Annotated in this window: 23 protein-coding genes; 15 read left to right on the forward strand and 8 right to left on the reverse strand. The window is 61.5% G+C overall.

Translation table 11 applies throughout. The features are described 5' to 3' along the window. Positions 1 to 3 precede the first annotated feature (3 nt). Positions 4 to 648: a response regulator transcription factor gene (locus tag ACP_RS03375; RefSeq protein ID WP_015895877.1), complete on the forward strand. Its 645-nt coding sequence runs from the start codon at positions 4 to 6 to the stop codon at positions 646 to 648. Positions 649 to 725: 77 nt separating this feature from the next. Here ACP_RS03375 and ACP_RS03380 read toward each other — a convergent pair whose 3' ends face one another. Next, positions 726 to 2,036 (reverse strand): inositol-3-phosphate synthase, encoded by a 1,311-nt coding sequence (locus ACP_RS03380; RefSeq protein WP_015895878.1) that lies wholly within the window; start codon positions 2,034 to 2,036, stop codon positions 726 to 728. A gap of 122 nt (positions 2,037 to 2,158) precedes the next feature. Then, entirely contained in the window at positions 2,159 to 2,797 is a 639-nt protein-coding gene (locus tag ACP_RS03385) for a DedA family protein (RefSeq protein ID WP_015895879.1), read from the reverse strand. Between the two features lie 68 nt (positions 2,798 to 2,865). On the opposite strand from ACP_RS03385, the gene nth reads away from it, so the two are divergent. Next, the gene (gene nth / locus ACP_RS03390) at positions 2,866 to 3,732 is read left to right on the forward strand and encodes an endonuclease III (RefSeq protein ID WP_083770496.1); all 867 of its coding nucleotides are present in this window, start codon (positions 2,866 to 2,868) and stop codon (positions 3,730 to 3,732) included. A 468-nt stretch (positions 3,733 to 4,200) separates the two neighbouring features. On the opposite strand, the gene ACP_RS03395 is transcribed toward nth, so the two are convergent. Further along, positions 4,201 to 4,755, reverse strand: a complete 555-nt coding sequence (locus ACP_RS03395; RefSeq protein WP_148215005.1) for a DUF7010 family protein — start codon at positions 4,753 to 4,755, stop codon at positions 4,201 to 4,203. Between the two features lie 173 nt (positions 4,756 to 4,928). Here ACP_RS03395 and glgX point away from each other — a divergent pair, with 173 nt between their 5' ends. Next, entirely contained in the window at positions 4,929 to 7,103 is a 2,175-nt protein-coding gene (gene glgX / locus ACP_RS03400; RefSeq protein WP_015895882.1) for a glycogen debranching protein GlgX, read from the forward strand. 204 nt (positions 7,104 to 7,307) lie between these two features. Here glgX and ACP_RS03405 read toward each other — a convergent pair whose 3' ends face one another. From ACP_RS03405 to ACP_RS03420, 4 genes are all read right to left on the reverse strand, one after another. Further along, positions 7,308 to 8,135 (reverse strand): uroporphyrinogen-III synthase, encoded by an 828-nt coding sequence (locus ACP_RS03405; protein WP_015895883.1) that lies wholly within the window; start codon positions 8,133 to 8,135, stop codon positions 7,308 to 7,310. Between the two features lie 99 nt (positions 8,136 to 8,234). Then, on the reverse strand, positions 8,235 to 9,173 hold the full coding sequence (gene hemC, locus ACP_RS03410; protein ID WP_015895884.1) for a hydroxymethylbilane synthase: 939 nt from the start codon (positions 9,171 to 9,173) through the stop codon (positions 8,235 to 8,237). Continuing rightward, on the reverse strand, positions 9,170 to 10,603 hold the full coding sequence (hemA, locus tag ACP_RS03415) for a glutamyl-tRNA reductase (RefSeq protein WP_015895885.1): 1,434 nt from the start codon (positions 10,601 to 10,603) through the stop codon (positions 9,170 to 9,172). Before hemA ends, hemC begins: the two co-directional genes overlap by 4 nt. Continuing rightward, on the reverse strand, positions 10,600 to 11,415 hold the full coding sequence (locus tag ACP_RS03420) for a cytochrome C assembly family protein (protein ID WP_015895886.1): 816 nt from the start codon (positions 11,413 to 11,415) through the stop codon (positions 10,600 to 10,602). The genes hemA and ACP_RS03420 overlap by 4 nt, the downstream gene beginning before the upstream one ends. A 181-nt stretch (positions 11,416 to 11,596) precedes the next feature. Between ACP_RS03420 and ACP_RS03425 the strand changes: the two genes are divergently transcribed. The 8 genes from ACP_RS03425 to groL all read left to right on the forward strand — a co-directional run bounded on the left by ACP_RS03425 (position 11,597) and on the right by groL (position 21,775). Further along, positions 11,597 to 12,325 carry a sulfite exporter TauE/SafE family protein gene (locus ACP_RS03425; RefSeq protein ID WP_015895887.1) on the forward strand — a complete coding sequence of 243 codons (729 nt, stop codon included), beginning with the start codon at positions 11,597 to 11,599 and terminating at the stop codon, positions 12,323 to 12,325. A gap of 168 nt (positions 12,326 to 12,493) precedes the next feature. Further along, entirely contained in the window at positions 12,494 to 12,760 is a 267-nt protein-coding gene (locus ACP_RS03430; protein ID WP_015895888.1) for a hypothetical protein, read from the forward strand. A 37-nt stretch (positions 12,761 to 12,797) separates the two neighbouring features. Then, positions 12,798 to 15,509, forward strand: coding sequence for a DNA mismatch repair protein MutS (gene mutS / locus ACP_RS03435; protein ID WP_148215006.1), 2,712 nt, complete (start codon positions 12,798 to 12,800; stop codon positions 15,507 to 15,509). Beyond that, the gene (locus ACP_RS03440; protein ID WP_015895890.1) at positions 15,509 to 16,594 is read left to right on the forward strand and encodes a glycoside hydrolase family 3 N-terminal domain-containing protein; all 1,086 of its coding nucleotides are present in this window, start codon (positions 15,509 to 15,511) and stop codon (positions 16,592 to 16,594) included. Before mutS ends, ACP_RS03440 begins: the two co-directional genes overlap by 1 nt. Continuing rightward, positions 16,591 to 17,772: an anhydro-N-acetylmuramic acid kinase gene (locus ACP_RS03445; RefSeq protein WP_015895891.1), complete on the forward strand. Its 1,182-nt coding sequence runs from the start codon at positions 16,591 to 16,593 to the stop codon at positions 17,770 to 17,772. The genes ACP_RS03440 and ACP_RS03445 overlap by 4 nt, the downstream gene beginning before the upstream one ends. Beyond that, the gene (locus ACP_RS03450; RefSeq protein ID WP_015895892.1) at positions 17,765 to 19,369 is read left to right on the forward strand and encodes an ABC transporter substrate-binding protein; all 1,605 of its coding nucleotides are present in this window, start codon (positions 17,765 to 17,767) and stop codon (positions 19,367 to 19,369) included. The genes ACP_RS03445 and ACP_RS03450 overlap by 8 nt, the downstream gene beginning before the upstream one ends. 359 nt (positions 19,370 to 19,728) lie before the next feature. Further along, on the forward strand, positions 19,729 to 20,040 hold the full coding sequence (locus tag ACP_RS03455) for a co-chaperone GroES (RefSeq protein ID WP_015895893.1): 312 nt from the start codon (positions 19,729 to 19,731) through the stop codon (positions 20,038 to 20,040). Positions 20,041 to 20,110: 70 nt separating this feature from the next. Continuing rightward, positions 20,111 to 21,775 (forward strand): chaperonin GroEL, encoded by a 1,665-nt coding sequence (gene groL / locus ACP_RS03460; protein ID WP_015895894.1) that lies wholly within the window; start codon positions 20,111 to 20,113, stop codon positions 21,773 to 21,775. A gap of 89 nt (positions 21,776 to 21,864) precedes the next feature. Here groL and ACP_RS17620 read toward each other — a convergent pair whose 3' ends face one another. Beyond that, positions 21,865 to 22,176, reverse strand: a complete 312-nt coding sequence (locus ACP_RS17620) for a Rieske (2Fe-2S) protein (RefSeq protein ID WP_015895895.1) — start codon at positions 22,174 to 22,176, stop codon at positions 21,865 to 21,867. 53 nt (positions 22,177 to 22,229) lie between these two features. Between ACP_RS17620 and ACP_RS03470 the strand changes: the two genes are divergently transcribed. From ACP_RS03470 to ACP_RS03485, 4 genes are read left to right on the forward strand one after another with little or no spacing between them, the layout of a single operon-like run. Then, positions 22,230 to 22,436 (forward strand): hypothetical protein, encoded by a 207-nt coding sequence (locus tag ACP_RS03470; protein ID WP_041839240.1) that lies wholly within the window; start codon positions 22,230 to 22,232, stop codon positions 22,434 to 22,436. 34 nt (positions 22,437 to 22,470) lie between these two features. Next, on the forward strand, positions 22,471 to 23,406 hold the full coding sequence (locus ACP_RS03475) for an alpha/beta hydrolase (RefSeq protein ID WP_015895897.1): 936 nt from the start codon (positions 22,471 to 22,473) through the stop codon (positions 23,404 to 23,406). Positions 23,407 to 23,451: 45 nt separating this feature from the next. Continuing rightward, complete coding sequence (gene purQ / locus ACP_RS03480; protein ID WP_015895898.1) at positions 23,452 to 24,150, forward strand: phosphoribosylformylglycinamidine synthase subunit PurQ; 699 nt, start codon at positions 23,452 to 23,454, stop codon at positions 24,148 to 24,150. Further along, positions 24,147 to 24,944 carry a tyrosine-protein phosphatase gene (locus ACP_RS03485; RefSeq protein ID WP_015895899.1) on the forward strand — a complete coding sequence of 266 codons (798 nt, stop codon included), beginning with the start codon at positions 24,147 to 24,149 and terminating at the stop codon, positions 24,942 to 24,944. Before purQ ends, ACP_RS03485 begins: the two co-directional genes overlap by 4 nt. The last annotated feature ends 2 nt before the right edge of the window (positions 24,945 to 24,946 follow it).

Raw genomic sequence — 24,946 nt, forward strand, 5'->3', positions numbered from 1 at the left:
GGAGTGAATGCTTTAATTGCCGACGATCACATGCTGCTCCGCGCAGGCGTCAGGGATGCCATCGAGCGAAATGGCGGAATCGTATGCGATGAAGCGACGACAGGACGGGAAGCTTTCGATAAAGCGATCCTCTACAAGCCAACTCTCGTTGTGATCGATGTCACTATGCCGGAACTCAATGGCATCGAAGCTACCCGCCGGATCCTGAATGCGCTGCCAACCGTGAAGGTCATTATCCTGACCCAACATCAGAGCAATGAACTGGTTCGAAGTGCGGTCGAGGCCGGTGCCCGTGGCTATCTACTCAAGACCGATACCGGTCAAATCCTGTTACAGGCCATTCAATCAGTAATGGCGGGGGGAACCTTTTTCTCTCCTGTAATCACGGACGTTGTGCTGCAGTCGCTGGCGCGTTCTGTTCACCTGACGGGTCCCGGCATTGTCTATAAAGAAAGACTGACTCCTCGCGAAGGCGAGGTGCTGCAGCTTCTAGCCGAGGGAAAATCCACGAAAGAAGCGGCATCCGTACTGGGCACCAGTACTTTCACTGTCGAAACACAACGCAAAAATGTGATGCGCAAACTGCGGCTAAGAAATGTGAGCGATCTGGTTCGCTACGCCGTGCGAAATCACATGATTGATGCTTGAGACGGCTTATCTGACATTGCAAGCAAAGCAAAACCCCTCCGGTTGGAGGGGTTTTGGTCTTTCACGGAAACTGAACCTCAGTCGTAATATTCGAGACCGAGGTGGGTGATGAGGTCTTCGCCCATGATGTGACGCAGCGTGTTCTTGAGCTTCATGAGCTGAATAAACAGGTCGTGCTCGGGATAGAGGCCCGGCGCGGTCTGCGGCGACTTGAAGTAGAAGCTCAGCCACTCCTGAATGCCGAGGTGGCTCAGCTCGGGCGAACGCTTGGCCAGATCGAGGAAAAGCACGAGATCGAGCGCGAGCGGCGCGGCGAGGATGGAGTCGCGGCAGAGGAAATCGACCTTGATCTGCATCGGATAGCCGAGCCAGCCGAAGATGTCGATGTTGTCCCAGCCCTCTTTGTTGTCGCCACGCGGCGGGTAGTAGTTGATGCGGACCTTGTGGAAGATATCCTTGTAGAGATCGGGGTGGAGGCTGGGCTGCAGGATGTACTCGAGCACGCCGAGCTTCGACTCTTCCTTGGTCTTGAAGGATTCCGGATCGTCGAGCACTTCGCCGTCGCGGTTGCCGAGGATGTTGGTCGAGTACCAGCCGCTCAGGCCGAGCATGCGGGCCTTGAAGGCCGGGGCGAGCACGGTCTTCATGAAGGTCTGGCCGGTCTTGAAGTCCTTGCCGCAGATGGGCGCGCCGGTCTGCTTGGAGAGCTCGATCATGCAGGGCAGATCGACCGTGAGATTGGGCGCGCCGTTAGCAAAGGGAATGCCTTCCTTGAGCGCGGCGTAGGCGTAAATCTGCGAGGGCGCGATGGCAGGATCGTCATTGACGAGCGCCTTCTCGAAGGCCTCAATATTGTCGTGGATGGGGGTGGGCTCGAGGAAGATTTCGGTCGAACCGGTCCAGATCATCACGACGCGCTCGCACTTCTCCTTGAACGCCTGAATGTCAGAGCGCACCTGCTGCGCGAGGTCGCACTTGCTCTTGCCCTTTTTGACGTGCGTGCCGTTGAGGCGCTTGACGTAGTGCTGGTCAAAGACGGCCGGCATGGGCTCGATCGACTCCAGGTAGGGCTGGATGGTGCGCAACTGGTCGTTGTCGAGCACCTGCGCGTGCTTGGCCGCCTCATACATATTTTCAGGGAAGATATCCCAGCCGGTGAAAACCACGTCGTCGAGTGAGGCGAGCGGGGCAAAATCCTTGATGAGCGGCGATTTTCCGTCGGTGCGCTTGCCGAGGCGGATGCTGCCCATCTGTGACAGCGAGCCGATCGGCTTGGCCAGTCCCTTGCGGACGGCTTCGACACCCGCGATCAGTGTGGTGGCGACGGCACCCATGCCGACCACCATGACTCCCAGTTTTCCGTTTGCTGGCTGAATTTTCGATGACATTGCTTTCTGCGCCTGCTCTCTTCCTTCCAATGTTGATTGCACGAATCTTCAGTTTCTGACGCGGAGGCATGGTTTGGCAATGCCGCCCGGCTTAACGGCAGCTTTGCGGGGCTGAGTGGAGGCTAGGCCTGCGTGGGCCGTTCCCGGGTCTTCCAGTGGCTCCAGACGAACCAGACCAGACCAAGCAGAACGACGATTTCGACGCCCAGGTGGAAACGGTGAAAGATCGCCTTGAAGCGGGGATCCGTATCCCAGGCGCGGCCCAGCCGGACGCCCACATAGGCCAATACAAAGCACCAGGGCCAGGAACCCAGGAACGTGTAGAGATGGAAGCGCCACTGCCGCATGCGCGCCATGCCGGCCGGCAGGGCGATGAACGTGCGAACCACAGGAAGCAGCCGCCCCACAAAGACCGTGATGCTGCCGTAGCGCTCAAAAAAGCGCTCGGTGCGATCGAGGTCATGGGTGCTGAGCAGCACAAAGCGCCCATAGCGCTCAATGAAGGGACGGCCGCCCCAGGCGCCGATCCAGTAGGCGATGGCCGAGCCAAGATTGCAGCCGATGGCCCCCGCCGTGGCCACCCAGAAGAGGTTGAGCCGCCCCATCTCCACCAGATAACCGGCAAACGGCATGATGACCTCTGACGGCAGAGGAATGCAGGCCGACTCGATCGCCATGAGCAGGCCCACCCCGGTGTACCCGGTGGAGGAGATGACAGAGATGATGAAGTGGGCCAGAAGGGCGAGGATTTTTTCACTCATTCGATGGCAGTATACGGGAAGCGTGTGGCCACCGCGCTGAAAGAGACGGCGCTGGTTACAATGCGTGCATGCCCGCCCTGAAGAGCACGAAGAAGCCACCCGCAAAAGCAGCCAAGACAGCCCCGAAGCCCACCGCGTCCAAGAAGGCCCGGACGACACCTTCCAAGGCCGCGCCCTCCAAGCTCGCTCCGGCCAAGGCCGATCAGGTCCCCGCTCGTAAAGCGAAATCCACTGCCACGGCTGTGCCCCGCAAGAGCGCCAAAGCTTCCTCTAAAAAAAGAGATCGCTCGCCGGAGCGCGTGGCTGAGATTTTGCGGCGGCTGCGGGCGGCCTATCCCGATGCCGAGTGCGCGCTGCTGCACCGCTCGCCGTGGGAGCTGCTGGTGGCGACGATTCTCTCAGCGCAGTGCACCGACGCGCGGGTGAACATGGTGACGCCGAAGCTGTTTCGCGACTTCCCTACTCCGCAAGCGATGGCGCAAGCCACGCCCGAGGCGATTGAAGAGTATGTGAAGAGCACGGGCTTTTATCGCAACAAGGCGAAGTCGATTCACGGGGCGGCCAAGCGGCTGGTGGAGGTGTACGGCGGCAAGCTGCCCGAGAGCATGGACGAGTTGCTGACGCTGCCCGGAGCAGCGCGCAAAACCGCCAACGTGGTGCTGGGCGTGGCCTTTGGCAAGGCCGAAGGCGTGGTGGTGGATACGCATGTGCTGCGGCTCTCAAACCGGCTGGGGCTGGTGAATTCAAACGACCCTAAAAAGGTGGAGCAGGAGCTGATGCAGATTTTGCCGCGGGAGAGGTGGATTCAGTTTTCACACGAGATGATCTACCACGGGCGGCAGGTGTGCGATGCGCGCAAGCCGAAGTGCGAGGTATGCACGCTGGAGACACTGTGCCATTCCGGGGACAAGACGTGGTCTTCGGCGGGAATGTGAATGGGGATTCGCATCCGGGAGGACATCAGGTGCGAATTTCATGCTTAAACCTTTTATTTTGTGAAACTTGAGTCATTATGTGAATATGCATTCACGTTTTTTCTGGTTTTTCGGCCGATTTCGCCGGTAAACCTTACAAAATGAGCGACTTGGACAAATGTGAATATGGATTCACATTTCTATCCTATTTTCTTGACCGAAGCACGGGTAAAGAAACGGCCCGGCCAGAAACCGCATAAGCACCTTATAAAACAACGAGATACGACCAGCACGAGCCAGAAGATAAATGTGAATCCAGATTCACATGTTTTGTGGCAGCGATTTTAGAGATCCGGGGGGCGGAGGGGGTGCGAAGAGATGCCGGACGGATCTTGCCCCTGTAGCTATGGTAGCGGTTTTCGGGGTAATTTCAGGCAAAGCGGTGGGAATCGAGGACGGCGTAGAGAATCGGGGATGCGCCATTCCCGCTCAGGGAACTGCTGCGTGAGCTGTACTTCGCAATGCCGTGTGGCGGCCGGTCCACGCGAAGATGAAGAGAAGCGCAGCCGTCAGCCAGGCTCCCAGGCTGACCGGGTAGGGCCGATACATGCCAAGTATCAGGCCGCTTGCCACCAGAAGCCCGCAGAGAACGGCGAACTGCCGCATGCCATAGAGAAAAACAAATGGCAGATAGTGCGCGCCCAAGACAATCATGAAGGCCGGATAGAACCAGACCGGGTGAATGACGGCGATAGCGATGACCAGAGGCAGGCTGAGCGGCAGCGTAAAGGCCACCTGTATGGCCAGGCCGTTCGTCGGATGGCCTTTGGGCAGCGCGTAGGAGTGGCCCATGAGGCGCAGTAAAAGCTGCGTCAAAGGAAAGATGAAGAATCCGCCCAGCAGAAGAATGATCTCGGCCAGATGTAAGGAAGACCAGGTACAGGCTGCCGCGGAAACTGCCCAGAGAGTGCCCGCAACCAATTGGCCGGCGAATCCGCCGAGGTAGGTCTCCCGAACCTCCTGCTGCGCCTGTGTGATTTCCATGATGCGGGCATTGTACCGTTGCGTGCATGCTTTCGTGCATTGCAAAAGCAGCGAGCCTCGGACCAGGAGCAGAAGCGGCGTTTCCACCGCTTTTTGGCATCGAAGCATGCACAGGCGCGGTTGGCTCGCAGCGATCGCGCTTTGCCGCCAATTTGCACACGTAAGGAAGAAAAATGACAAACAAGAACTACGAGATTCTTGAAGGCCATCCCCTGCCGCGAGGCGCGACATGGGACGGCAAGGGCACCAACTTTGCAGTCTTCTCCGCGCATGCCACCAAGGTGGAGGTGTGCCTGTTTGACGAATCGGGAGAGAACGAAGAAGCCCGGATTGCGCTGCCGGAGTACACCAACCAGATATGGCATGGGTATTTGCCGGACATCAAGCCGGGGACGCGCTATGGCTACCGCGTGCATGGGCCGTATGAGCCGGAGAAGGGTCACAGGTTTAATCCGAACAAGCTGCTGCTCGACCCCTATGCGACGGCGCATAGCGGGCATATCGAGTGGAATCCGGCGCTGTTTGGCTACCGAATGGAGTCGATGGATGATCTGACCTTTGACGAGCGCGACAGCGCGCCCTACATGCCGAAGTGCATCGTGGTAGACCCGAATTTTGACTGGCACGGCCAGACGCGGCTGACGAAGCTGCGGGTTCCCTTTGACGAGACGGTGATTTATGAGATGCACGTCAAGGGCTTTACCAAGCGCCATGAGAAGGTTCCGGAGCATTTGCGCGGCACCTATGCTTCCTATGCGACGAAAGAGGTGCTGGACTATATCTGCTCGCTGGGGGTGACTTCGGTCGAGTTGCTGCCCATTCACGCCTTTGTGCATGACAGCCACCTGGTCGAGAAGGGATTGTCCAATTACTGGGGCTACAACACGATCGGCTTTTTCGCGCCTGACCCGGGCTATGCGTCGGACCCGGCGGACACGCTGAAGGAGTTCAAGGAGATGGTCTCGCGGTTTCATGACGCGGGGCTGGAGGTGATTCTGGACGTGGTGTATAACCACACCGGCGAGGGCAATGAAAAAGGGCCGACACTGTCGTTCCGGGGCATCGACAATGCGAGCTATTACCGGCTGCTGCCGGACAATCCGCGCTACTACATCAATGACACCGGCACGGGCAACACGCTGAATGTGACGGATCCGCGCGTACTGCAAATGGTCACCGACAGCCTGCGCTACTGGGTGGAGCAGACGCATGTGGACGGCTTTCGATTTGACCTGGGAACGATTCTGGCGCGCGAGCCGAACGGCTTTGACAATCGCAGCGGCTTTTTGAAGGCTGTTTGCCAGGACCCGGTGCTGGGCTGCGTCAAGCTGATTGCCGAGCCGTGGGACTGCGGTCCGGGCGGCTACCAGGTGGGCGCGTTTCCGCCGGAGTGGGCGGAGTGGAATGACCGCTTTCGTGATGATGTGCGTGACTTCTGGCGGGGCGAAGCGCATGCCGCCGCGCTGACCGAGAGGCTGTGCGCATCGGCCTCTATCTTCAACTGCGAGGGGCGCAGGCCGTGGTCGTCAGTGAACTTTATTACCGCGCATGACGGTTTCACGCTGAACGATCTGGTGAGCTACAACGAGAAGCACAATGAGGCCAACGGCGAAGGCAACCGCGACGGCAATGACAACAACCTGTCATGGAACTGCGGGGCGGAAGGCCCTACCGACGATGCGGAGATCAACGCGTTGCGCCACCGCCAGATGCGGAACATGCTGGCGACGCTGCTGCTCTCACAAGGTACGCCGATGCTGGTGGCCGGCGATGAGTTTGCGCGCACGCAGGGCGGCAACAACAATGCCTACTGCCAGGACGATGAAATCAGTTGGGTCGACTGGAGCCTGGCCGAGAAGGAAAAAGCGCAGGTGCGCTTTGTGCAGCGGCTGACCGGGCTGCGGCGCAAGTATCCCATTCTGCGCCGCAACCTTTTTCTAACCGGCGACTGGAACGAGGAACAGGGCCTCAAGGATGTGACCTGGATCAACGCCAACGGACGCGAGATGGAAGATCAGCACTGGGGCGACACGAACATGCGCTGCTTTGGCATGCTGCTCGACGGGCGCTCGCCGGTGAGCGGCGTGAAGCAGCGCGGCACCGAGGCGACGCTGCTGATGATCATCAATGGGCATCACGATCTGGTGGAGTTCACGCTGCCGGAGTCGAACGGAGGCTCGTCGTGGGCGCTGCTGATCGACACCAACATTGAAGACATGTGCGCGCAGCCGCAGAAGGAGCAGTTCAATATAGGCGACACGTATCAGGTGACGGCGCGTTCGCTGCTGCTCTTGCAACTGGTCTGCGAGGATACGGGGCCGGAGGGTGTTCCGAAATCTTGCGGCTGAGGCGGAACCGCGCCTTCCAGCGTGGGATTAATCCTGTGAAACAGAGGCTAAAGCCCTCTTTGGTGCTGTGCAAATGGCAGGGCTAAAGCCGTGCCCTGATACCAAAGATGTCACAAGAAGAGCTGAGACAAAATCCTCATTTGAAGATCAAGAGGGAGGGGTTTCCCCTCCCCTTGTTTTGCGCAAAAGCCCTACGCCTCCTGATTAACGGCTGAGTGTGCGCACGACCGCATCGACGAGGCCATCGACGGAGTGGGGGTCAGCTTCGGCGGACGGCTCCCAGGCGTGATCGCGGAGCGTCTTGCTGGTGATGGGGCCAATGGAAATAGCCGGCAGAGTCGATGGAACAAAAGCGAGACCGGAGGCGCGCATGAGCTTGAAAAAGTTATCGACCGTAGAAGAACTTGTGAAGGTGGCCGCGGCAAGACCATGCGGGCGACCATCGCCAAAGAGAGTACGGATCTGGGCGAGGGATTCCTCGGGAATCTCGGTGCGGTAGGCCTCGACAACATCAAGGTTGACACCCTGTTCGCGGAGCGCTTCGGGAATGACGTCGCGGGAGCGCGAGGAGCGAGCCAGCAGCACGCGCTGGCCGCGCAGCTTGTCGCCGAGCGCTTCCAGCAGCGATTCGGCGACGTACTTGTCGGGCATGAGGTCAATGTTCCAGCGCACACGGGCGGCGGCCTTCGCGGTGGAGGGGCCCACGGCGGCAATCTTCGGCATGGGTCCATAGATGGCCTGCCCGGTCTGCGAGGCTGGCGAGACCATGCCGAGCTGCTCGATGCGCGAGAGCATGGCGTTGACGGTGTTGGCGCTGGTGAGAATGATCCAGTCGTAGCTGGAGAGCGTGCGCAGGGCGTGGTCGAGCGGCTCGTAGGTATCCGGCGGCAGAATGCGAATGGCCGGAACTTCGACGGGCTCGGCCCCCAGCGAGGCGAGGATATGGGAGAGACGCCCGGCCTGATGTTCAGCGCGGGTGACAAGAATGCGGCGGCCAGAGAGCGGCTGCGATGAGGATGGCTTGGAAGTCACGACGTGGGCCTCCTGCAGTATTTTTTTGGGTGTCACTGAATAGATTAAACGCGTCGCGCGCCTGACCTCAAAAAACGGTGCACGCGACCGGCCCCAGGCTCAGGCAAAAGGCTGCGCGCCCTGGCGAAGCAGCTCCTCGGCCAATTGGCGGCCCAGGGCCTGCGGCGAAAGGCCCTGCTGGTGCTCAAACGCCACGCGAATCACAGGATGGGCCGCGCTGGACGCGGCTTTCGCAGCGGCTCCGGCGACGACGCCCTGAATGGCATAAGCACCGTCAGCACCCGGCACCGGCGCGCAGTGAATGCCGATGGGCACCTGGCATCCGCCGCCGAGCGAGGCCAGCGCGGTGCGCTCGGCGGTCACAGCATAGCGGGTGGCGGAATGGTCGAGCGAGGCGAGGATGGCGAGAGTTTCGGCGTCGTCTGCTCGCGTCTCAATGGCGAGCGCGCCCTGGCCGGCAGCGGGGCAAAGAATCTCTGGCGCTAAGCATTCGCGGCGGTACTCGGTGAGGCCCAGGCGCTCGAGCCCAGCCGAAGCCAGAATGATGGCATCGGCCTGCCCCTCGACCATCTTGCGGATGCGCGTGTCTACGTTGCCGCGAAATTCCTGAAAGCGAAGATCGGACCGGTGGACGAGCAACTGCGCGCGGCGGCGTTCGCTGCTGGTGCCCACACATGCGCCGTGCGGCAGACTGGCCAGCGAGGTATAGCGGGCTGAGAGCAGCGCATCGCGCGGGTCCACACGCTCGGGGATGGCCGCGAGGGTGAAGGCCGGGTCGAGATCCGTGGGCAAATCTTTGAGGCTGTGGACGGCAAGATCAATGCGGCCCTCGCGCAATGCCTCCTCAATCTCTTTGGTGAAGATGCCCTTGCCGCCCAGTTCAGTGCTGACCTTGGCGAAGGTGACGTGCTGCAATGCATCCCCAGTGGTGCGGATGATCTCGATGGTGACCTCATGACCCAAGGTGCGCAGACGGGCCGCGATATGGTTGGCCTGCCAGAGAGCCAGTTGAGAGCCACGGGAACCAATGCGCATCAATGACGCCTCGCCGGAATTTCGTCTGAGAAGGCAGAATCAGTGGCTGCCTCTGCCGGTGCGGATGCGGTACTTCCCTGCTCTGCATGGTGACCGCGAGCTTTTTCACGCTTCACGTCGTCCATGGAGACTCCGCTGCGAGGGCAGGCCAGATCGCCCTTAGGGCCGGTGCGGAGCACTGAAGGATCAAAGGCGGACTGGATGGCGCGCACGGCGGCATCGTCGCCGGTCTGCGCAGCCGAGCGCAGCGCCTGCTTGGGCAGGTGCAGAAACTTGTTCATCAGGCCTCGCGTGAGCATTTTCACAGCGGCGTACTGCTCATCGGTCATGGAATGCATGCGAGGTGCGAGGCGCTGCAGCTCGGCCTCGCAAAGCGCTTCGACGGTTTGCTGCATGCCCGAGATGACGGGGCCAATTTCCAGCGAGCGGCGCTTCTGCTCAAACTTGATGGCCTCGGCGGCGACGATTTCTTCGGCCAGCTCGGCCTGGCGCTTGCGATCGGTGAGATTGGCACTCGCCACTGACTGCAGATCATCAATGTCGTAGAGGAACGCGCCTTCCAGGCGGTTGACCTCGGGCTCGACGTCGCGGGGCACGGCAATATCGACCAGCAGCATGGGCTTGCGGCGGCGGCGATGGAGAAACTGCTGCACGTGCGCAGCGGTAAGAATGGGACGCGGGGCGCCGGTGGAGGTGATGAGGATGTCGGGAACGTCCTGCAGGGAGAAGACCGCGTCAAAGGTGATGGCCTCGCCGTTGAACTGCGCCGCAAGCGCCTCAGCCCGCGCGAGGGTACGGTTGGCCACGAGGATGCGGTTGGCGCCGTGATGCACGAGGTGGCGCGCGGCCAGCTCGCTCATTTTGCCCGCGCCCAGCAGCAGTACACGCTTGCCGTCGAGCGAGCCGAAGATGCGGCGCGCCAGATCGACCGCGACCGAGGAGATGTTGACCGGGGCCGCGCCGATTTCCGTTTCCGTGCGGACGCGCTTGGCGAGCGCAAAGGTCTCCTGCAGGAGCCGGTCGAGTTGCGAACGCACGGCTCCGTTTTCTTTGGCAGCGGCGTAGGCGGCTTTGACCTGGCCGAGAATCTGCGACTCGCCGAGCACCAGCGAATCAAGGCTGCAGGCTACGCGGAAGAGATGCCGCACGGCCTCGGCCTCGCGGTGATGATAAAGATGCTCGCGCAGGCCTGAGCCGGAGAGCTGAAAACACTCCTCAAGAAAAGCGGCCATGTCGGGCTCAGCCACGCGCTCGCGGTGAGCGATGAGCAACTCCACGCGGTTGCAGGTGGAAAGAATCACGGCCTCATCGACGCCGGGGAGGGCCAGCACCTGCGCCGTGACAGCGGCGAGCGCATCCTCAGGAATGCTGAGGCGCTCGCGCAGCTCGACGGGCGCGGTCTTGTGATTCAGTCCTGTGAGCAGAAGATTCATGGCAGGCTGAACCTGTGCACCGAGCTGACAAGGTTGGCGGCGTAGACACTGATCATCGCTAAGATGATGAGCGAAGAGAGGTAAACGGCTCGTCTTCCTCGAAATCCGGTACTACGCCGTACATAAATCATGAGGACGTATAGCAGCCACGTCACAAAGGACATGAGAATTTTGGGATCGGCGAAGTAGCGGGCTCCGGAGCGTTCCTGTGCGATGAGCGAGCCGGCCAGGAGCCCGGCCGTCATGCAGAGGAAGCCGGCGATAAGCAGCGACTGCGCGATGCGGTCCATGGTGTCGAGCGGGGGCAGCCACTCGGTCAGCCGGGGCGAACGCTTGTTTTTGAGGCGATGCTCTTCGACCTGATAGAGGATGCTCGCCAGCAGACTGAAAAAGAGCGCGGCATAGGCGGCGAGCAGCAGAAAGACGTGGGCGAAGATCCAGCCGCTGCGAATGTGCTCGGAGCTGAAGGTGTAGCGCTGGTCAGAGATGGCCGGCACGATGGTGAGCAACAGCGACAGCGGCAGCGCAAATACAGCAAAAGAAAATGTGCGGTAGACCGCCCACACCAGCAGAAAGATCAGCGTGACCAGCAGCGAAAGCGCGACCTGCACTTCATGCGCGCCGGTGGGAATCCAGTGATGGGCCGCCGTGAGCATCTCGACCAGCGCCACCATTTGAAGCACGAAGCCGCCCACCGCCGCGGGCAGACAAAGCTGCTTCCACGTGGATTTGCCGCCAAAGACGGCGGGGATCGCGGCGACACTCGCGAGTCCGTAAAGAAAAACAGCGGCCCTGAGCCAGATCAGATACATACGCGGCGGTAATAACGATGACACTTCAGTATAGAGGACCAGCTTAAGTGCCGCTGCCTCATGAGGATGTAACGCAGCGCACATCGCTTTCGCCTTCTGTGCGCCATGAGACTCTTCTCTGCCAACCTCAGAAGAATGCCGCTGCCTGCGGCTGCGATACTGAGCCATCGGGAGGGCGCTTTTGCCGCACGCATGGGAATGGCCGCTGCTGGCCGTGGTTGCGCTGATTGCCTCCACGCTGGCGGCGGTGACGGGTTTTGGCGGAGCAGCCGTGCTGCTGCCCGCGCTGGTGGCGATGTTCGGGATGCGCGCGGCCATTCCCATCCTGACCGTCGCGCAGTTGACCGGCAATGCCAGCCGGGTGTGGTTTAACCGCCGAGAGCTGAACTGGCGCGTGGTGGCATGGTTTGCGGCCGGCGGCATTCCGATGGCGCTGCTGGGCGGGTATCTGTTTGCGTCTGCTCCTCTGGCGGGGCTGACGCGGCTGCTGGGCGCATTTCTGTTGCTGGTGGTGGTCTGGCGGCATCTGCGGCCAGGGCTTTCGCGCCGCTTTCCCACTCCGGCGTTTGCAGCCGTTGGCGCGGGATCGAGCTTTCTCTCTGCCCTGCTGGGCAGCGTGGGGCCGCTGATGGCTCCGTTCTTTCTGGCCTATGGCCTGGTCAAGGGAGCCTACATTGGCACCGAGGCTCTGTCGGCCGTCGTCATGCATGTGGCCAAGCTGGTGGCCTACAGGCAGACCGCGCTGCTGACGGTGCATGATGTGGCGACGGGGCTTGCGCTGGGCCCGGTGATGATTGTGGGGTCCTTCACCGGCAAGCGTATTGTGGACCGGCTACCCGAGAGGGTTTTCGCCGCGATCATCGAGGCGGTTCTGGTTGTGGCTGGCGTACTGTTTCTTGTCCGCGGATGAACACCGACCCCAAAAGGATGGCATGACCCCGGAATTGATGGGGCGTCAAAGACTGGCGGCGAGGCTTTCACGGGAGTGAATCGGGATCCGCGGCACATCTCGCAGCGGCCTCAAAGTGGGCATCTCTGTTGCTATGTGCTCACGCTTTGGGCGCAAGGGAGAAGAGAAATGGATCATCGTGTACACGCGGGCGAAGTGGCCGAGGACCAGGTCACGGCTTATCTGGAACGCAACTCTTCGCAGTTGCCCACCAGCTTTTTCCTGGGAGCTGCGCTGGCCTCGATGGTGGCCTCGCTTTCGTTCCAGGTGGCCAACAAAGACAAGCAGGCACTGTTTATCGGGCAGTGGGCCGCGCCGTTTCTGCTGCTGGGAATTTACAACAAGATGGTCAAGCAGCATGGCTCTGATGCCCTGACGCGCGACAAGCAGGATTAAACCGGATGGCCGCGCGTTCCCCCCACTACACGCCGGCATGCCTTTCACGGTATGCTGGCGTATTCCTGTGCCTGAAGTTACGACCTCCTCTCAAGACGCGAATCTGACTCCGCTGATGCGCCAATACCAGGCTGCGAAGCGCGAGCACCCGGATGCCCTGCTGTTTTTTCGCATGGGCGACTTTTACGAGCTTTTTTACGAAGACGCCAAGATTGCCGCGCGCGAACTGCAGATTACCCTGACGGCGCGCGACCGCGAGCGCACGCAGCCGATGTGCGGCGTGCCTTACCACGCCGTGGATGGCTACTTGTCTCGCCTGCTGCGCAAGGGCTACCGGATCGCCATCTGCGACCAGATGGAAGACCCCAAGCTCACCAAGAAGATTGTGCGGCGCGAGGTGACGCGCGTGCTGACGCCAGGCACGGCCATTGACACGGCCTTCAGCGCCGGGCAGAACAATTACCTGGCGGCTCTGCATCGGGTGGGCGACGCCGTCGGGCTGGCGTATCTGGATCTATCGACAGCGGACTTTCGCGCCACGGAGTTTCGCGGACCCGAAGCGCTGGCGATGGCGCTCGACGAGTTGGGAAAGATTGCCCCCAGTGAGCTGATTTTCGCGGCCAGCGAAGGGTGGGCCAACGCGCCCGAGGCACCGGCAGAAGTGGCGCAGGTGAAGACCTGCTCCGCGCTGGAAGACTGGATTTTTGCCGCTGAATACGGCCTGCCTCTGCTGGAGCGGCAACTGGGTGCGCAGTCGCTCGATGGCTTTGGCCTGGGTGGACACACAGCAGCGGCCACGGCAGCGGGTGCGATTGTGCACTACATCCGCGCGACACAGAAGAGCGGCCCGGAAGATCAAGGGCCGGTGCATGTGGACGCGCTCTACTTTTATGAGCGCAACGAGCACCTGCACCTGGACCAGGTGAGCGTGCGCAACCTGGAACTCGTGGAGCCCCTGTTTCGCGACACGGAGGGCGACCCCACACTGTTTGGCGCGCTGGACGAGTGCGTGACGCCGATGGGCAAGCGGCTGCTGCGTGCTTCGATTCTGCGGCCGTTGATGGACGCGGCTAGGCTCGAAGCCCGCTACGCGGCGGTGGATGCGGCACGCCAGTCTCTGCTGGGGCGCGAGGCCGTGCGGCGCGCGATGGACGGCATTCTGGACCTGGAGCGGCTGCTGGCGAAGATTTCGCTCGAAAGCGCGGGACCACGCGACGTGCTGGCGCTGGGCCACTCGCTGGGGCGGCTGCCGGAATTGCAATCGTCACTGTTGCAGATGGGAGCAAGCTGGTGGAAGCAGACCGGCGAAGGACTGGATCGACTGGAAGACCTGCACTCGGCCATCGAGAAGACGATCGTGGCCGAGCCTCCGCTGACGCTGGCCGATGGCGGCGCGATTGCCGAGGGCGTGGATGCGGAACTGGACGAGTTGCGCACTATCAGCCACTCGGGGCGAAGCTCCATTGCGGCGATTGAAGAGCGCGAACGGCAGCGCACAGGCATTCCCTCGCTCAAGGTGCGGTTCAACTCTGTTTTTGGCTATTACATTGAGGTCACCAAGGCCAATCTTGCGCATGTGCCGGCAGACTATGAGCGCAAGCAGACGCTGGTGAATGCCGAGCGCTTCACAACGCCCGAGTTGAAAGACTACGAGATCAAGGTGCTAACCGCGCAGGACCGGTCTGTCGAGATTGAGAAGCGCATCTTTGCCGAGCTGCGTAGGCTGGTGCTCTCGCATGCGGCGCGTATTCGCCGCGTGAGCGTCATGATTGCCGAGATTGACCTGCTGGCAAGCTTTGCGCATCTGGCCAGCCTGCGGGGCTACACGCGTCCGCTGCTGGAATCTGAGCCGGTACTCGAGCTGATCGGAGCGCGGCATCCTGTGATTGAGTGCCTGATGGAGCGCGCGGGAACGACGCGCTTTGTGCCGAACGATCTTTATGTGGATGCCACGGAGGCGACGCCGGAAGCGGCCTCGGCTCCGCACCTGCTGCTGATCACCGGGCCGAACATGGGCGGCAAATCGACCTATCTGCGGCAGGCGGCGCTGCTTGTGATCCTGGCGCAGATGGGCTGCTTTGTTCCGGCCGAGCGCATGCGCTTCGGGCTGGTCGATCGCGTCTACACGCGCATTGGCGCGAGTGACAATGTGGCGCGCGGGCGCTCCACTTTTATGGTGGAGATGACCGAGACAGCGACCATCCTGAATACGGCGACGGTGCGGTCGCTGATTCTGCTGGATGAGATGGGGCGCGGCACAGCTACCTTTGACGGGCTGGCGCTGGCGTGGGCCACGCTTGAGTTTCTGCATGCGGAAGTGGGCGCGCGCACGCTCTTTGCCACGCACTATCACGAGCTGACGATGCTGGCCGAGCAACTGCCGCGGCTGGGCAATCTGCGCGTGGCGGTGAAGGAATCGCCGAAAGGCATCGTCTTTTTGCATCGCATGGAGCCGGGCGCGGCCAGCAAGAGTTATGGCATTGAGGTGGCGAGGCTCGCGGGGCTGCCGCCGCGCGTGATTCAACGGGCACGGCAGGTGCTCAAGCAGCATGAGCGCTCTGAGCGCGGCAATGTGGAGGCGGAGACGGCTCCGGCGTTGCAGATGACCATGTTTACGCCGCTCTCGCAGCAGATTCTGGATCGCCTGACGGAGACGGATGTGAACACGCTGACGCCGCTCGATGCCCTGAACCTGCTGCACGAGCTGAAGACTGAAATTGCACGGGGCGCAAAGGACGGAGGCCGCTGATGCCCACAAAGCTGAATGAAGTGCGCGAAGCCGCCGGACGCGTGATGATGGTGGGGTTGAGCGGCACGGCGCTGAGCGAGTTGGAGCGGGCGTGGCTCAAGCTGATTCGCCCGACGGGCATCATTCTTTTCCGGCGGAACATTGAGACGATTCCGCAAACGGTAGCACTGCTGCGCGAGGCAAGCCGCATCATTGATCGGCCCACGCTGCGTTGCGTGGACATGGAAGGCGGCATGGTGGACCGGCTGCGCGACGTGCTCACACCGATGCCCTCACCTGCGCGGGTGTTTGCCACGCGCGACCCGCAGATGTTTTACCGGCACGGCAAGCTGATTGGCAAAGCCGCGCACATGGCCGGCTTCAACGCGACGCTGGCACCGGTGGTCGATCTCGCGCTGCCAAACTCCGCCGGGGTGATGAAGACGCGCGTGGTATCGGCGCTTCCGCATGAGGTGCGGCAATATGCGCTGACGTTTCTTGAGGGACTGGAGACGGAAGAAGTCTTCGGATGCGCAAAGCATTTTCCGGGTTTGGGCGGCGGCATTGTGGATTCGCACCTGACGATGCCAGTGATTGATCGCAAGTGGGCCGATCTGTGGAACGAAGACCTGGCGCCCTTTCGCTCGCTGGCGCGGCGCGTGCCCATCACGATGGTGGCGCACGCGGCCTATCCGCTGGTGACGCGCAATCACACTCCGGCATCGCTCTCGCCGCATTGGATTCAGAAGATTCTGCGCAAGCGCGTCGGCTTTCGCGGACTGGTACTCTCTGACGATATGGAGATGGGCGGCGTGCTCTCGCACTGCTCGATGGGTGAAGCGGTCATTCATGCCATCGCGGCCGGCACCGATGTGGTGGAGATCTGCCACAATCCGGCATTGATTTTGACGGCCTACGAAGCATTGATACGCGAGGCAGAGCAGCGCGTCGCATTCCGGCGGCAACTGACAGCCGCGGCCCGTCGCGTGGAGGAATGGGCGCGGCGATGGAGCCTCATTCAAACCCAGACTCTGCGGAGCCCCACCGTGGCGCAGATCGACAAGTTGCGCGCGCAGATGGCGGCCTTTGCCAGGGAATGTACATGAAGCCGGAGACGCTGATCGTAGCAGGCGTGATGAGCGGCACCTCGGGCGATGGCATTGATGTGGCCCTGACGGAGATTGGCCCGCGCACGGTGCGCGGCGAAGGCAGCGTGCGGCTGAAGCTGCTGGCTCATGAGAGCTTCCCTTTTCCCAAAGCGCTGCGCGCGGCGGTGCTGGGGGCGCAGGATGCCAAGAGCATCTCGACGGCGGAACTGGCGCGGCTGAACTGGCGGCTGGGCATCGCGTATGCCGATGCAATCGAGGCCACGCAGGAAAAGCATCAGACCGTCGCACATCTAATTGGCTGCCATGGGCAGACCATCTACCATCAGGCGCAGCCGGCCGCCTATGCGGGCGAGCGCTTTGCCTGCACCTGGCAGATTGGCGAACCGGCTTTGATCGCAACACGGTTACAAATTCCGGTGGTGTCAAACTTTCGCCCGGCTGACATGGTGGTGGGCGGGCAGGGCGCACCGCTGGTTCCGCTGCTCGACTATGTAATGTTTGCCGATACTAAAGTTGCGCGCGTGCTGCAGAATATCGGCGGCATCGGCAACCTGACGGCGATTCCGGCAGGCGGCGGGGCGGACGAGGTGATGGCGTTCGATACGGGTCCGGGCAACATGGCGATCGACGCGCTCATGCAGCAATTATTTGGCAAGCCCTATGACCGTGACGGGCGCATCGCAGAGAAGGGACGCGTGCTGGAGAGCATCGTCGAAAGCACGCTGCGCATGCCGTTCTTTCAGAAAGCTCCGCCAAAGTCTGCCGGGCGCGAGCAGTTCGGCGCGGCCTTTACCCAAACGCTGCTCACGGCCTGCCGCAAGGCAGCAGCCAGCGCGGAAGACACGGTGGCCACGGCGACGGCGATTACTGCCGAATCCATTGCACGCAGCTTCGGCCGGTTTGTGCAGCCCATGATGGGCAGCGCGCCTGTCGAATACATTCTGTCCGGCGGTGGTGCGCACAATCTCACGCTGGTGCGCATGCTGCGTGAGCGTCTGGAGCCGATGGGCTGCAAGCTCTTTGCGAGCGATGAGGTGGGCATGCCCGCCGCAGCCAAGGAGGCCGCGGCCTTCGCTCTGCTAGCCTACTGCACCTATTACGGATTGCCCGGCAATCTGCCCTCCGCGACCGGCGCCATCATGCCCGTGGTGCTGGGGACGATTTCGCATGGGTGAGGAAGTGGCCTGCCACCCCACGCAAGCAATCCCCCCACTCAAGCCAAAAGCGGGCTTGAATGGGGCACCCACCGTTTTTGTGGTGCTCGCGGTCTTGATGCTCGCCCTGAGCGGATGCGGCGGCCAAAAACCTCCGGCCAATACCGTGGTGATGGTGATTGAGAGCAGCCCCACCAATCTCGACCCGCGCGTGGGGCTCGATGCGCAGTCGGAGCACATTGATCAGTTGCTCTTTGACGCGCTGGTGCAGCACAACAATCACTTCGGCTTTGCACCCGATCTGGCAGTGAGCTGGCAGACACCCGATCCTCTGACTTACATCTTTCACCTTCGCAGGGATGTTCGCTTCAGCAATGGCCAGCCGCTGACCTCGCGCGATGTGAAGTGGACCTTCACGTCGATGATGGATGGCACGGTGATCACGGTGAAGGCCGGGTCGTATGAAGATGTGCGCAGTATCGACACGCCCGACGCCTGGACCGTGGTCTTTCATCTCAAGCGGCCCGACAACAGCTTTATTGAAAATCTGGCCGATGGTGCCATTGGCATTGTCCCCTATGGCAGCGGACGCAACTTTGGGCAGCACCCCGTGGGCACCGGCCCCTTTGAGTTTGTGAGCCAGCGGTTTGACCGCGACGTGGTGATTGAGCGCGCGCCCCACTCCTGGCATGCGGAGCCGAAGATAAGGCGGGTGCGCTTTGATGTGGTTCCTGACGCGACAACGCGAGCGCTCGAGCTCGAAAAGGGCGCGGCCGACGTGGAGCTGAACAGCCTGCCGGCCGATACGGTGACGGCGCTGATGCAGAATCCCAACCTGGTGGTGGAAGCCGAGCCGGGCACCAATCTGAACTATGTGGTCTTCAATACGCGCGATGCAATTCTGCGGCATGTGCGGGTGCGGCAGGCGATTGCCGCAGCGGTGAACCGCAAGCTGATCGTGCAGTCGCTGTTTCGCGGTAGAGCGCGGCTGGCCGAGAGCCTGCTGCCGCCCGAGCACTGGGCCTGGACCCGGACTCCGCCTCATGACTATGACCCCGCGCTGGCCAACCGGCTGCTCGATGAAGCCGGATATCCGCGAGGCCGCGACGGCATTCGCTTTCACCTCTCGCTTAAGACCTCGACGGATGAGACCACCCGCCTCATTGCCCTGGCCATGCAGGATGAGCTGGCGCAGGTGGGCATTGCCCTCGACGTGCGCAGCTTCGAGTTCGCCACGTTCTATGCGGATTTGACTCACGGCGCGTTTCAGTTGGCCATCTCCCGCTGGATTGGCGGCAATGAGCAGCCGGATATCTTTCGCTACACCTATGCGGCCTCGGCAGTGCCGCCTTACGGCGCCAATCGCGGCTTTTACAACAATCCCGATGTGAACCAGTGGATTACGGATGCGCAGACGGCTCCAACGCTGGCTGAAGAGAAGCAGGATTACGCGAAGATTCAGCAGACGGTGGCGCGCGAGCTGCCCACGCTCGACCTTTGGTATCTGGACACGGTGCTGGTGCACACGCGGCGGCTCAAGCATGTGCGGATCGTTCCCTTCCCGTCTGGCAATTTCTACTTTCTGGAGACGGTCGAGCTCAGGCAGCCTCGATCCTGACCTGCACACGGCCCAGCCGGGCGGCGATGTTGACCCAAAGCGACCCAGGCAAATCTTAGCCGCTGACGGTCAGCGATATATGAGTGCGATTCACTCACAATTCACAGCCGCGTCTTGACATCTCCCCGAGGGACTGGAGTACATTAGCACTCAGAGGTTGACAGTGCTAAACGGTTCGGAAGAGTCCCTTTCGAGCCCTGTCCTCATGGATAGGACACGCTGACGGGCACACAATCTCTGATGCAGATGCAACCTGATGTTCTGACCAGCGGGCTGATCCCGCAAAGTTTTCCCCGGCTGCGGCCAACGCACCGGAACATAGCAATTCGCACGCAACACTCTGAAGGAGAAGCAACGAAATGGCAACGGCTACCGTAGCAACGACGTTCACCCCGCTCCATGACCGCATCCTGGTCCGCCGCATCGATGAAGGCGAGACGGTTCGCGGCGGCATCATCATCCCCGACTCGGCCAAGGAAAAGCCGCAGGAAGGCGAAGTGATCGCTGTGGGCAAGGGCAAGAGCAACGACGAAGGCAAGGTCTTCCCGCTGGATGTGAAGTCGGGCGACCGCGTGCTGTTCGGGAAGTACTCCGGCACCGAGATCAAGATCGACGGTGAAGAGTTCCTGATCATGCGCGAAGAAGAAGTCCTCGGCATCCTCAAGAAGTAGTGCTGGCCGCACGGGCATACGCGCCTGCGGCGAAAACGTAACTGAGACAAAGATTCAAGGAGATTCGGAAATGGCAAAGCAGATTCTGCATGGAGAAGATTCCCGCCAGGCTATCCTGCGCGGTGTGAACACTCTGGCCGATGCAGTCAAGGTGACGCTCGGCCCCAAGGGCCGCAATGTGGTGATTGAGAAGAAGTTCGGTTCGCCGACGATTACCAAGGACGGCGTGACCGTCGCCAAGGAGATCGAGCTGAAGGATTCGCTCGAGAACATGGGCGCGCAGATGGTGCGCGAGGTGGCCTCGAAGACCTCTGACGTTGCCGGTGACGGCACCACCACCGCGACCGTGCTGGCTCAGGCCATCTATCGCGAGGGTGTCAAGACGGTGGCCGCCGGTGCGAACCCGATGGCTCTGAAGCGCGGCATCGATAAGGCTGTGGAGTCGATCGTGGGCAAGCGCGATGAAAACGGCAACGTGATTGGCGGCGCCCTGTCGACCTTCTCGAAGCCGGTTTCCGGCGACATGATTGCCCAGGTGGGCACCATCTCGGCCAACAGTGACGCGACCATCGGCACCATCATCGCCGAGGCGATGAAGAAGGTTGGCAAGGACGGCGTGATCACGGTCGAAGAGTCGAAGACGCTCGAGACCCAGCTCGATGTGGTCGAAGGCATGCAGTTTGACCGCGGCTACCTGAGCCCCTACTTCGTGACCGATCCTGACCGCATGGAAGCCGTACTGGAAGATCCCTACATCCTGATCTATGAGAAGAAGATCAGCACCATGAAGGATCTGCTGCCCCTGCTCGAGCAGGTTGCCCGCAACGGCAAGCCGCTCGTGATCATCGCTGAGGACGTGGACGGCGAAGCGCTGGCGACCCTGGTCGTCAACAAGCTGCGCGGCACGCTGAACGTGGCTGCGGTGAAGGCTCCTGGCTTCGGCGACCGCCGCAAGGCCATGCTGGGCGACATCGCCATCCTGACCGGCGGCAACGCGATCACCGAAGATCTGGGCCTGAAGCTTGAGAACATCAAGCTCGAAGACCTGGGCCGTGCCAAGCGCGTCACCATCGACAAGGACAACACCACCATCGTCGAAGGCCGTGGCGAGGACAAGGCGATCGAAGGCCGCGTGAAGGAGATTCGCAGCCAGGTCGAGAAGACCACCTCGGACTATGACCGCGAGAAGCTGCAGGAGCGCCTCGCCAAGCTGGTGGGCGGCGTGGCCGTCATCAAGGTCGGTGCTGCTACCGAGACCGAGATGAAGGAGAAGAAGGCTCGCGTGGAAGACGCGATGCACGCAACCCGCGCGGCCGTGGAAGAGGGCATCGTTCCGGGCGGCGGTGTGGCGCTGGTTCGCTGCACCCCGGTGGTCGATGAGCTCATCAAGACGCTCGAAGGCGATGAGAAGATCGGTGCACAGATCATTCGCCGCGCCATCGAAGAGCCCCTGCGCCAGATTGTCGGCAACGCCGGCGAAGAAGGCGCTGTGGTGGTGGGCAAGATCCACGAGAACAAGGACACCAACTACGGCTATAACGCCGGATCGGGCGTCTTTGAGGATCTGGTCAAGGCCGGTGTCATCGACCCGACCAAGGTCACCCGCACTGCCCTGCTGAATGCCTCCTCGATCGCCGGCCTGATGCTGACGACCGAAGCGATGGTCGCTGAGATTCCTGAGCCCAAGGCGGCTCCGGCGGCTCCCGGCCATGGCGGCATGGAAGGCATGTACTAAGGACTGGCCGTCCAGGCAGACGCGGCTTCGCCGCAAAGACAAAAGCCCTGCTCCTCATGGAGCAGGGCTTTTTGCTGGTGCAATCGCTCTCAACGGGACTCGATCAGTACATCCTCGCCCTCTATCCGCGTGGGATAGATGTGGATGCAAGCCTTGGCATTGTGCAGCGCGCAGCCCGTGCGCAGATCAAACGCCCAGGCGTGCCAGGGGCAGATGACGCGGCCCTGTTCAATCAGTCCCTGCCCGAGCGGGCCGCCGCGGTGGGGGCACTCGTTGTCCGTAACGGTGAGGCGGCCTTCGACCATAGCCGCGCAGTAGAGACGCTCCCCCATTGCAAGTTCACGGACTTCGCCTTCAGCGGGCAGATCAGCAGTGGAACAGAGGCGCAACCATTGCGGCATATCAAGCAACTCTCCAGGGCCGGAATCTTTCTCATGCTACGCTCGAACACAGAATGACTGAAGCGAATCAAGGCAGACCGGCAGAAAATCTGCCGCCAGCAGAGCAGAACCCCTCCTCAGTGGAGAAGCGCGACGCGCTGTGGTGCCCCACCTGCAGGCGGGCGGTGGACGATCCGCTGGTGTGCGGCGATTGTGCCACCGTGATTTGCCGCGTGTGCGGCACGCCGCTGGAGTCGCCCGATGAGCTGGCCTTTGGCTGAGGACTTTGCCGCAAGCCAGCGGCCTGGAAGGTAAATGGCAAAGAAGAAATCATCCAAACGTACAGGAACGGTGTATTACGCGCCGGGCTCGCCCATGGCTCCACGCCGCACGCAGACCCCGCTGGCGACGCTGCGCTGGGTGCTGGTGATGGCGTCGTTCGCGGTGGTGCTGGCCATGCTGGGCGCCTACGCGGTGCTTTGCACCATGTTCTGGCAGAACCAGTGGGAGATGATTTTTGCCGTGCCCGGCTCCACCGCTGCCAAGGTTACCGCCACGCCGGCGAATGTGGGCCTTCCTTTCGAGTCGGTAGGCTTTCGCGCGGCGCAGCCCGGAGAGACAGCGCTCACCGGCTGGTGGATTCCCGCGGCCACAAACGCCCGCTATGCGCACGATACGGTTCTCTACTTGCACGGCGCGAAGGCATCAATGTCTGGCTCGCTGCCGGAACTTGAAACGCTGCACCACATTGGCGTGAACGTGCTGGTCTTTGATTACCACGGCTTCGGCGCGAGCGGCGGCCCGCATGCCACCGAGCAGCAGGCAGAGGCGGATGCCCTGGCCGCATGGAATTACCTGGTGCAGACCCGGCGAGTGCCGGAGGCGCGCATTGTTGCCTTTGGCGACGGCGCAGGCGCGAGCTTTGCGACGCATCTGGCGGTAACGCATCCGCTGGGGGCCCTGGTGCTGGCTGATATTTCGCCCACGGCCCGGGAAATTTTTGAGCAGGATGCACGGGCGCGTCTGCTGCCGATGGTGCTGCTGCAACGCGAGCAACTTGACCCGAAGCCCGCGCTCAAAACGCTGCGCACGCCCAAGCTCTTTTTGGCATGGAAGGCCGGGAGCGACGCGCAAACGCAGGCAAACTTTGAGGCCGCACGCGTGCCCAAGCGTTTTGCCGACCTGCGGCGGGCGCCGGAAAGCGAAAAGGATGCAGTTCTGAGGAGCTTTCTCGATGAGACGGTGCGATAACCGGCTGGGGCAGCAATCCTCACGGCAACCTGATAGCCTGATGGTATGAAATTCGGCGTCCTGGTCTTTCCCGGATCGAACTGCGATCACGACACCTATCACGTCATTGCCGAGCTGGCGCAACAGCCGGTGACCTTCCTGTGGCATGACTCGCCCAGCCTTGAGAATTGCGATGCAATTCTGGTGCCCGGCGGCTTTGCCTATGGAGACTACCTGCGCACGGGCGCGATTGCGCGCTTCTCACCTGTGATGCAATCGGTGAAGAAGTTTGCCGCCGACGGCGGCCTGGTGATGGGCATCTGCAACGGCTTTCAGATCTTGTGCGAGAGCGGTCTGCTGCCGGGCGCGCTCATGCGCAATGCCGGGCTCAAGTACATCTGCAAGCAGGTGCACCTGCGCACGGAAACGACAAATTCCCCCTTCACGCATGAGCTCAACAAGGGGCAGGTGCTGCAAATGCCCATCGGGCACATGGAGGGCAACTACTTCTGTGACGATGCCACGCTTGACGAGCTGAAGCGGCAGGACCGGATTGCCTTCCGTTATGCCACGCCGCAGGGCGAAATTACGGCAGCGGCCAATCCGAACGGCTCCCGCGAAAACATTGCCGGCATTCTGAGTGAGGGCCGCAACGTGCTGGGCATGATGCCGCACCCTGACCGGTCAAGCGAAGCGCTGCTGGGCTCGGCCGATGGATTTCTGCTCTTTCACTCTCTGGTGCAGGCACTCGCGACACGCGCATGATCGACATACATCATCACCTCATTTTCGGAGTGGATGACGGCGCCGTAGACCTGGAAACCTCGGTGCGCATGGCGGAGATGGCCGCGAATGACGGCATCACGCACATTGCCTGTACGCCGCACGCCATCAGCCGTTTTCCCTACCAGTTCGAGGTGAATGCGGAGCGGCGGGCGATGATTCAGGAGCGCGTGGGGAATCGCGTGATTCTGGGTGCGGGCTGCGACTTCCATTTGTCTTTTGACAACATTGAAGACGCGCTCAAAAATCCGAAGAAGTACACCATCAACGGGAAGAACTATCTGCTGGTGGAGTTCGACGACTTCCACATTCCGCAGAGCATTACCGACACTTTCTATGAATTGACTCTGGCAGGAGCGCGCCCGATCCTTACGCATCCTGAGCGCAACCTGCTGCTGCAGAAAGAGCCCGAGCGCATAGCGGAATGGCTGGAACACGGCTGCCTCGTGCAGATCACGAGCAACTCGCTCACCGGCCGCTTCGGCAAGACGGCGCAGAGCATGGGCTTCCGGCTGCTCGACAAAGGCTGGGTGCATTTTCTGGCGACCGATGCGCACAATACCGAATCGCGTCCACCAGTCATGAGCGAGGCACGGCGGCTGGTGGCCGAACGGTACGGCGCGGAAGTGGCCGAGCGGCTGTGTGTGACCAATCCCCTGGCTGTGTTTGAAGGCCGTCCGGTCCCGAAGGCTCCCCGTTCGCGGTATGACGAGGCGGACGACGAACCCGGACCGAGACACGGTGGATTTTTCTCACGCCTACTTGGCCGCAAATAGCT

Source organism: Acidobacterium capsulatum ATCC 51196, assembly GCF_000022565.1.
GTDB classification, from domain to species: Bacteria; Acidobacteriota; Terriglobia; order Terriglobales; family Acidobacteriaceae; genus Acidobacterium; species Acidobacterium capsulatum.